Origin of the sequence: Enterococcus sp. 125944 (assembly GCF_051909435.1) — a bacterium.
Taxonomy (GTDB): Bacteria; Bacillota; Bacilli; order Lactobacillales; family Enterococcaceae; genus Enterococcus_D; species Enterococcus_D gallinarum.
Window position 1 is genome coordinate 33,327 of the sequence record NZ_JBQASY010000024.1, and the last position, 6,725, is coordinate 40,051.

Sequence of the window (6,725 nt, forward strand, 5' to 3'; positions counted from 1 at the left end):
ATTCTTTTGGTATGATCCGTGTCACAATGCTTATAAAGATGGGGAAGAAGTATGATAATTTTCGAAAATGTGTCCAAAGTATACCCAAACGGGGTCAAAGGACTACAAAACATTAATTTGACGATCGAAGAGGGAGAATTTGTCTCAATCATCGGTCTGAGTGGGGCAGGGAAAAGCACCTTATTGCGCTCGATCAATCGTTTAGTGCCGATCACTGAAGGGGATATCCGCATTAATGAGACCTCGATCACTAAGGCAAGCAAGAAAGAATTACGATTGATCCGTCGTCAAATCGGATTGATCTCTCAAAGTTTCAATTTAGTCAAACGCAGTACCGTTCAAAAGAACGTCCTATCTGGACGTTTAGGGTATTATTCAACTTGGAAAAGTATTTTAGGATTATTTACAAAAGAAGACTATCAACGAACAAAAGAAGCACTAGCCACGGTTGGTCTGTTGGATAAGCTGCAGACCCGCAGCGATCAGTTGAGTGGCGGTCAGCAGCAAAGGGTCTCAATAGCAAGAGCGCTTGTTCAGCAAGCACCGATTATTCTAGCAGATGAGCCAGTAGCTTCATTAGACCCGATCACGACAGAGAAAGTCATGCAGGACTTGAAAAAAATCAATCAAGAAATGAAAAAAACAGTGATCGTCAACCTCCACTCTGTTCCGCTAGCACGGTCTTACTCCACACGAGTCATTGCTTTGAAAGCGGGAACGGTTGTTTTTGATGGTGTGCCGGAAGCATTGACAGATGAACGGCTGGAACAGATTTATGGCAAGGCGATTTTTGAAGAAAAGGCAGGAGAAACCCATGAAATTGAAAGAGACCGTTCACTTTAAGTGGTACAAGAACCTGCTGATCTTGCTCTTCTTAATTCTTTGCTTTCAAAGCAGTGCATGGATCACAGGGGCTGACTTTGCGCAAGTCTGGTCAAATTCCAACCAAGTAACGGCATTCTTTGCACGTTTCTTGCATCCGGATTTTAGCTATTTACCGAAATTAGTCTCGCCAATGCTTAAAACATTGGAAATGTCTTTAGTTGGAACGGTCATCGGTGTCTGTCTAGCGATCCCGGTCAGTTTCTTGGCTACGACAGTCATTACTGAAAATCGCTGGCTTTCGACGATCTTTCGCTTTTTATTGGGCTTGATTCGGACGATTCCTAACCTATTATTGGCTGCATTGTTTGTTGCTATCTTTGGGATTGGAGAAGCAACAGGGGTCCTGACGATTGCTGTCTTTACATTTGGGATGGTCTCTCAGTTGATGTTCCAAGCAATTGAAACAATCGATTTTGGTCCGATCGAAGCTGCGGCGGCGGTCGGGGCCAGCAAATTGCAGATTGCAGTCTGGTCAGTAGCTCCTCAAGTCATCAGTCAGTTTGCCAGCTATACCTTTTATGCATTTGAGGTCAATGTTCGTGCTTCGACAGTCCTAGGTTATGTAGGGGCTGGGGGGATCGGCGTCATTTTGAATTCGTCTTTGGCATTGCTGAAATATGAACGAGTTTCCATCATTATTTTGACGATTTTAGTCACTGTGGCCATCGTTGACCAATTAAGTGAACGAGTAAGGAGGTCCTTTCTATGATGATTCGTGAAGTGAGTAAAAAAACGTGGCTCCTATGGGGACTATTCGTAGTCCTGTTCCTGTTGTCTGCAATGGACTTAGACTATTCGGGATTAAGCACTTTTTCACTGGCAATGGGCAGAGATGTGTTGAAAGGACTGAGTCAGCCAGACTGGTCATTTTTCTATGACGGCAGCGGGGAAGATTTATTTAGTCTGCTGTTATTAACGATCGGCATCGCTTGCTTGGGAACCATGATCGCCACGGTTTTAGCCATTCCCATCACATTGCTGAGTGCGGCCAATCTCTGGTCAGCAACTCCTTGGGTCGCTAAAATCGGTAAATTTATTTGCAACGTCTTGCGGGCGTTTCCAGAACTGGTCTATGCGATCATTTTTGTTAAAGTCGTTGGTCCAGGACCTTTTGCCGGTGTGATGGCAATCGGTGTCCATCAAATCGGAATGTTAGGCAAGTTGTTTACGGAAGAGATGGAAGCGATGGATGAACGGCTGACCGAAGAGATGCAGGCGGTGGGTGCAAATTTCTGGCAAACAATGTTTTTTGTACGTGTCCCTTATTTGATGCCGATCTATAGTTCCTTTGCGTTGAATCATTTTGAGATCGCTGTGCGTAGTGCGGCAACACTAGGCTTAGTTGGTGCAGGCGGAATCGGTGCACCATTGATTTTTGCGATCCAAACACGTACGTGGAGTAAAGTTAGTATTATTTTGATCGGTGTAGTGATCACCGTCTTTGCTTTAGACCAAATAACAGGAATCATAAGAAAGAAATTGAGATAAAAGATGAATTTATTGCATATATCAGATATACATTTTCGCAGACAATACCCAGACTGCCAAGAGGGTTATCAAGGCATGTTGGCGGCCATGCAGAATCCATTGATTCCATTAACAGAATGTCTTCGCCATGCCCAGCAACGAGCAACGATTGACCTAGTCGTTATCAGTGGGGATTTGACGGAGGATGGAGACGTGGAAGACTATCGTTACTTGAAAGAACAACTGCATAGGCTGCTAGGCGATGTCGAAATAATCGTTACTTTAGGCAATCATGACATCAAAAGCAATTTCCACATAGGCTGGTGCGGTACAGCGGCCTCCGAGTCGCCATATAATCAAGTAAAATGTTATTCAGATATGGCGATTGTTGCCTTTGATAATTCCCGCTATGGAGCTTCTGATGGCGTTGTCGATGAACAACAATTCCACTGGCTGCAACAGACGTTAGCGGAATTAAAAAATCTGCCGATCGTCTTAGTGACCCATCATCATTTACTGGCACATCAAAGTACGACACCGGTGTGGCCCGGTACGGATCGTTTGTTGGACTTGCTGTCCTCCTATAACATTCGCTGTATCCTCAATGGTCACACGCATCATTCCTTTACCGGTGAGATCCAAGGGATTCCTTACTATACTGTCGCCAGTATGTCTTTTGTGGGAGAAGATGAAGGTCAAGGCATCGTGCGCTTCGAAGAACGATATGGCTATAATTTGTATCGTTTTGAATCCGGTAAATTGATTCATCAAACTTCTGAGAATTATTTGCCAAATCGACTGCTGAAAGTTGTAGATATGACCCAAGAATAGAAAACGGCCTTGTGCATCAATCGAAATAATCAGAAATCAACGGTACATCCGCGCGCCACTGATGAGTAGCGAATGTACCGTAAAGCTTTTAATGAGCGCTCTGTTTATGAACGTGACGGCACAGTGCCGTTTTTTGTTATTTAAGAAATAGTAAAGCTGTAGAATCGTATCAAGAAGTGTCTTCACTGATCCAAATATTGCCCAACGCTCACAGCTAGTAACTAAAAGGTTTTGATCACCTCAATGGTTCCATCTAATTGAAACAGCAACGTATACTGATTGTCTGTCTTGATTCCGTCAAAGCGTCGGGCATAGTAACAGACCGCATCTTTGAGCGTTCGCGTTGTTACCCCTAAAAAAGAGGCGCATTCTAGTAACGTTTTGCAGCCCTCTTCAAAGCAGGCGATGATATCGTAAGGTGTGACAACGATTGCTGCACCAATGTCACGTGCCTTACGTTCCTGTTTACGCTTTTCATTGGTATCTTGTGCAGTGATGTCTCCTGCACTTGTTAAATAGTGTCCGATTTCTTCACCCATGGTCCCTAACAAGTCTGCTTTCGATTGTTTTGGATTCAGATAAATATGATCATCGATATATAAGCCTTGTTGACCTTCTGGCATATTTTTATCAAAAATAAAATGCAGATCTGGGTATGCAGCCATTAGTTCTTCAACTTTATCCATATACATCAATCCTTTTGGGCATGCCGCTGTTTTATAAAGTCGATATAATTCAGAATGTCTTCCATTTGTTCATCGGTTACATTTTCATCAATATGGGCAGCTACTGTTTGCACCCGCTTAGAAGGTTGGGTGAAGTTGTCTATGGCATGTCGTCCTAACAAATAGTCTGTGGAGACATGGAATAATTCAGCTAATTTCACGATCGTTTCACCATCAGGCTCGTTTCGATCGTTTTCAAAATGCGAATAGGCGGCCCGGGTGATTCCTAGATGGTCAGCAATCTGTTGCTGCGTTTGATTCATTCCTAGCCGCAGTGCTTTTAATCGTTCACCAAGCATGGTGATCCCCCCTTTTCGATCAGTATACCACAATTAGATACGAAGTGTATCTAATTTGATTGAATAAAGATATGCAATGTATCTTTTTAGTTGACGATATGAATCGTATCGAATATACTCCAATTAGTTGATACATTTTGTATCAAAAAGAGAATGAGAGAGGGGTTATCTATGGATACAACAGTTGCCGCAGTCGTTTTACCTTCCTTGATTACCGGTGTTCTAACCTACTTTGCTACTCGGGTGTCGAGCAAAGCAAACTTAGAGCAGACCAATATAGAAAATGCCAAGATCTTATATGAAAAGTATGAAAAGCTCAATCTCGAACTAGAAACAAAAGTGGATGAGCTGGAAGCTAGCGTAAGTGCCGCTCGGAGAGCCCACCAAGAAGAGATCATTATCTATCAGGCAGAACTAGCAAAAGCCCGTAGTGAGCAGGAGCGTTTAGCCGCAGAGAACCGCCAACTGAAAGAGACAGCTGTTCAGAATCAGCAAAAGGGATGAATGATATAGATGAGAGAGGCTTGGACTCGTTCCTAGGAAAGACAGGGGATAAAGTGAAGGAGAGGAAAGCATTTTACTAAGAATATGCAGAACTAGCCCACTTCACTAATAAAGAGAAGTAAACTAGTAACTGGTTAAAGATATTCTGAAACAGTAGTAAAGTAAATGATTATGAGGAAAAGCTATCCATAAACGAGGAGCACGTTGCAGTCTTTACTATGGGATGGATGAGTTCAGGGGTGTTTTTTCTTGATTGACCAAATTATTGCATTGATTATGGCGTCAATCTTTATAGGACTGGTACTAGAACTTATTTCTAAGAATCCAATCATCAAAAGTAAGCTGCTTCTAGGACAGTCGCTAGCCGTTGCTTCCAGCACAAAATAAGGGCCGACCTATTCGCAGTAGGTCGGCCCTTTGTGTTGTAACTTGTACCAATTATCGTATTTCGCAAATAAATTATAACGTTAAGGCAATAAAATGAAAGCCACACGCTTTTGAACAGATGTCTTTAGATTTGTAAGATGATTCTAATGAAGGAACTTATAGAGAAAAGAAATACTTTTTTCGATTATTTAAGCTCGATGTAAATACGCTTGTATCCTTTAAAAGAAAGAATAATCGGAATTACAAGATTACAAGGAAGGCTGCTCGAGAGCAACCAGTACGCCAAAAAAGTGGTCTGTTTATGGATAAATTATTTTCGGTAAATCGTATAAAGAAGTTGAAGCAATAATTGGATTCAGTGATAGCACGCTTTCAGAATAAGGAAAAATCGAAAAGGGTAATCTTTCTTCAGTTTTTGATGAATACTAATTATTATTCTCTTACTAACTATTTTCTATTATTGTGTTGGATGAAGTGGACAAACACCGAAAGAACAATTTTATACATTGTTTAGTCGTGTATAATTGTGTGTTGTAATATTGTAAAAGTAATTAATTAAAACGAGGTAGATGAAAATGCTGAATAAGATTAAAGCGATTTGTGTGTGTGCTGCGATAATTTTAGGTGTTGGAACTATTGGGAATACTGTAGCAATTGCATCAGAAGTTAACACCAATACAAATGAAAATGAGTATGTAGATGAAGAAGGAACGTATGGTGTACTACTAGAATATCTTTCAGATGAGGTTATAGCAGAAATCACCAGTATAACTTTCCAAGACCTAATGAATTTAGCAATTGAGAAAGGTTATGATCCAGAAGATATTTGGACCAAGGAAGAAATTGAAATGAATACCAGATCAGTCATGCTACGTAGAGGCGTAAATAAAATGATTGTAATGAGCAATGACTTGAAGTACCTATATTTAGATAGTTCGTATTCAAAAGCAGCGTTAGCTCTAGGAGTTGGGGCTCTATCAAGTTTATTTTCCCCAATTGCAGGTGTTTTCGCATCGACTGCGGCAGCGTTCTTGATAGATAAAGCAGGAAGTGTGGATCTCAACAAAGGAGTAATTATAAGATTTTCGAGGAATAAAGCCCATCTCTTAGTTCCAACTGCTATATGGACACAGGATAGCTAGTAGGATCGAAGGTGAATGAAGTGACGGTAGATAGAAAAAGAAAGATAGCTTATGTAATAACATTCATAGCACTACTATTTTTATTATTAGGATTTAGGTATTTTCCAAATCACGATACGATGATTATTGTTACAGTCCTATTTTTGATAGTACTTAATGATAAAATAGCATCGCTAATATTAAAAATGTGGAAAAAAAATGACAAAAAAATGTAAGACTCTGCTGCAAAATTTCAAAATGAATAATAAGAATATATTGCTTACTATAGATTAAGCTGGAATTCCCAATAATAACTTGATTTCCATGCAGACTGAAGAGAGTGTAAAATATTTTGTGTAAATAGAAAAAAGGAAGTCCCTTCTGTAGAATAGAGCTACCACAACACATTCACAGAAGAGAGGACTTCCCTATGAACGATTTTACTACAGAAATTCTAAAGACTCTAGCGAACAAAGGCGATTTGAATGAATTATTCCGTGTCCATT

General features: G+C 40.6%; 9 protein-coding genes. 7 read left to right on the forward strand and 2 right to left on the reverse strand.

Translation table 11 applies throughout. The features are described from left to right. Positions 1–51: 51 nt before the first annotated feature. From phnC to ACTFWY_RS15850, 4 genes are read left to right on the forward strand one after another with little or no spacing between them, the layout of a single operon-like run. Complete coding sequence (gene phnC, locus ACTFWY_RS15835; RefSeq protein ID WP_003129303.1) at positions 52–843, forward strand: phosphonate ABC transporter ATP-binding protein; 792 nt, start codon at positions 52–54, stop codon at positions 841–843. After that, positions 815–1,594 carry a phosphonate ABC transporter, permease protein PhnE gene (gene phnE / locus ACTFWY_RS15840; RefSeq protein WP_005469909.1) on the forward strand — a complete coding sequence of 260 codons (780 nt, stop codon included), beginning with the start codon at positions 815–817 and terminating at the stop codon, positions 1,592–1,594. The genes phnC and phnE (ACTFWY_RS15840) overlap by 29 nt, the downstream gene beginning before the upstream one ends. Beyond that, positions 1,591–2,373 (forward strand): phosphonate ABC transporter, permease protein PhnE, encoded by a 783-nt coding sequence (gene phnE / locus ACTFWY_RS15845; RefSeq protein WP_003129305.1) that lies wholly within the window; start codon positions 1,591–1,593, stop codon positions 2,371–2,373. The genes phnE (ACTFWY_RS15840) and phnE (ACTFWY_RS15845) overlap by 4 nt, the downstream gene beginning before the upstream one ends. A 3-nt stretch (positions 2,374–2,376) precedes the next feature. Next, complete coding sequence (locus tag ACTFWY_RS15850; RefSeq protein ID WP_003129306.1) at positions 2,377–3,183, forward strand: metallophosphoesterase family protein; 807 nt, start codon at positions 2,377–2,379, stop codon at positions 3,181–3,183. A gap of 221 nt (positions 3,184–3,404) precedes the next feature. Here ACTFWY_RS15850 and ACTFWY_RS15855 read toward each other — a convergent pair whose 3' ends face one another. Beyond that, positions 3,405–3,869 (reverse strand): ImmA/IrrE family metallo-endopeptidase, encoded by a 465-nt coding sequence (locus ACTFWY_RS15855; protein WP_003129307.1) that lies wholly within the window; start codon positions 3,867–3,869, stop codon positions 3,405–3,407. A gap of 5 nt (positions 3,870–3,874) precedes the next feature. Further along, a complete protein-coding gene (locus ACTFWY_RS15860) occupies positions 3,875–4,207 on the reverse strand; it encodes a helix-turn-helix domain-containing protein (protein ID WP_096711076.1) in 333 nt (110 codons plus the stop codon). Positions 4,208–4,378: 171 nt separating this feature from the next. Between ACTFWY_RS15860 and ACTFWY_RS15865 the strand changes: the two genes are divergently transcribed. From ACTFWY_RS15865 to ACTFWY_RS15875, 3 genes are all read left to right on the forward strand, one after another. Further along, positions 4,379–4,711 (forward strand): hypothetical protein, encoded by a 333-nt coding sequence (locus tag ACTFWY_RS15865; protein ID WP_005469925.1) that lies wholly within the window; start codon positions 4,379–4,381, stop codon positions 4,709–4,711. A gap of 249 nt (positions 4,712–4,960) precedes the next feature. Next, complete coding sequence (locus ACTFWY_RS15870; protein ID WP_155804651.1) at positions 4,961–5,098, forward strand: hypothetical protein; 138 nt, start codon at positions 4,961–4,963, stop codon at positions 5,096–5,098. Between the two features lie 575 nt (positions 5,099–5,673). Further along, positions 5,674–6,240: a hypothetical protein gene (locus ACTFWY_RS15875; protein WP_050762678.1), complete on the forward strand. Its 567-nt coding sequence runs from the start codon at positions 5,674–5,676 to the stop codon at positions 6,238–6,240. Positions 6,241–6,725 lie beyond the last annotated feature (485 nt).

Excerpts from the sequence above, each read along its gene's own strand:
- phnC (WP_003129303.1), top strand. The coding sequence starts at position 52 with ATGATAATTTTCGAAAATGTGTCCAAAGTATACCCAAACGGGGTCAAA.
- phnE (WP_005469909.1), top strand. The coding sequence starts at position 815 with ATGAAATTGAAAGAGACCGTTCACTTTAAGTGGTACAAGAACCTGCTG.
- phnE (WP_003129305.1), top strand. The coding sequence starts at position 1,591 with ATGATGATTCGTGAAGTGAGTAAAAAAACGTGGCTCCTATGGGGACTA.
- ACTFWY_RS15850 (WP_003129306.1), top strand. The coding sequence starts at position 2,377 with ATGAATTTATTGCATATATCAGATATACATTTTCGCAGACAATACCCA.
- ACTFWY_RS15855 (WP_003129307.1), bottom strand. The coding sequence starts at position 3,869 with ATGGATAAAGTTGAAGAACTAATGGCTGCATACCCAGATCTGCATTTT.
- ACTFWY_RS15860 (WP_096711076.1), bottom strand. The coding sequence starts at position 4,207 with ATGCTTGGTGAACGATTAAAAGCACTGCGGCTAGGAATGAATCAAACG.
- ACTFWY_RS15865 (WP_005469925.1), top strand. The coding sequence starts at position 4,379 with ATGGATACAACAGTTGCCGCAGTCGTTTTACCTTCCTTGATTACCGGT.
- ACTFWY_RS15875 (WP_050762678.1), top strand. The coding sequence starts at position 5,674 with ATGCTGAATAAGATTAAAGCGATTTGTGTGTGTGCTGCGATAATTTTA.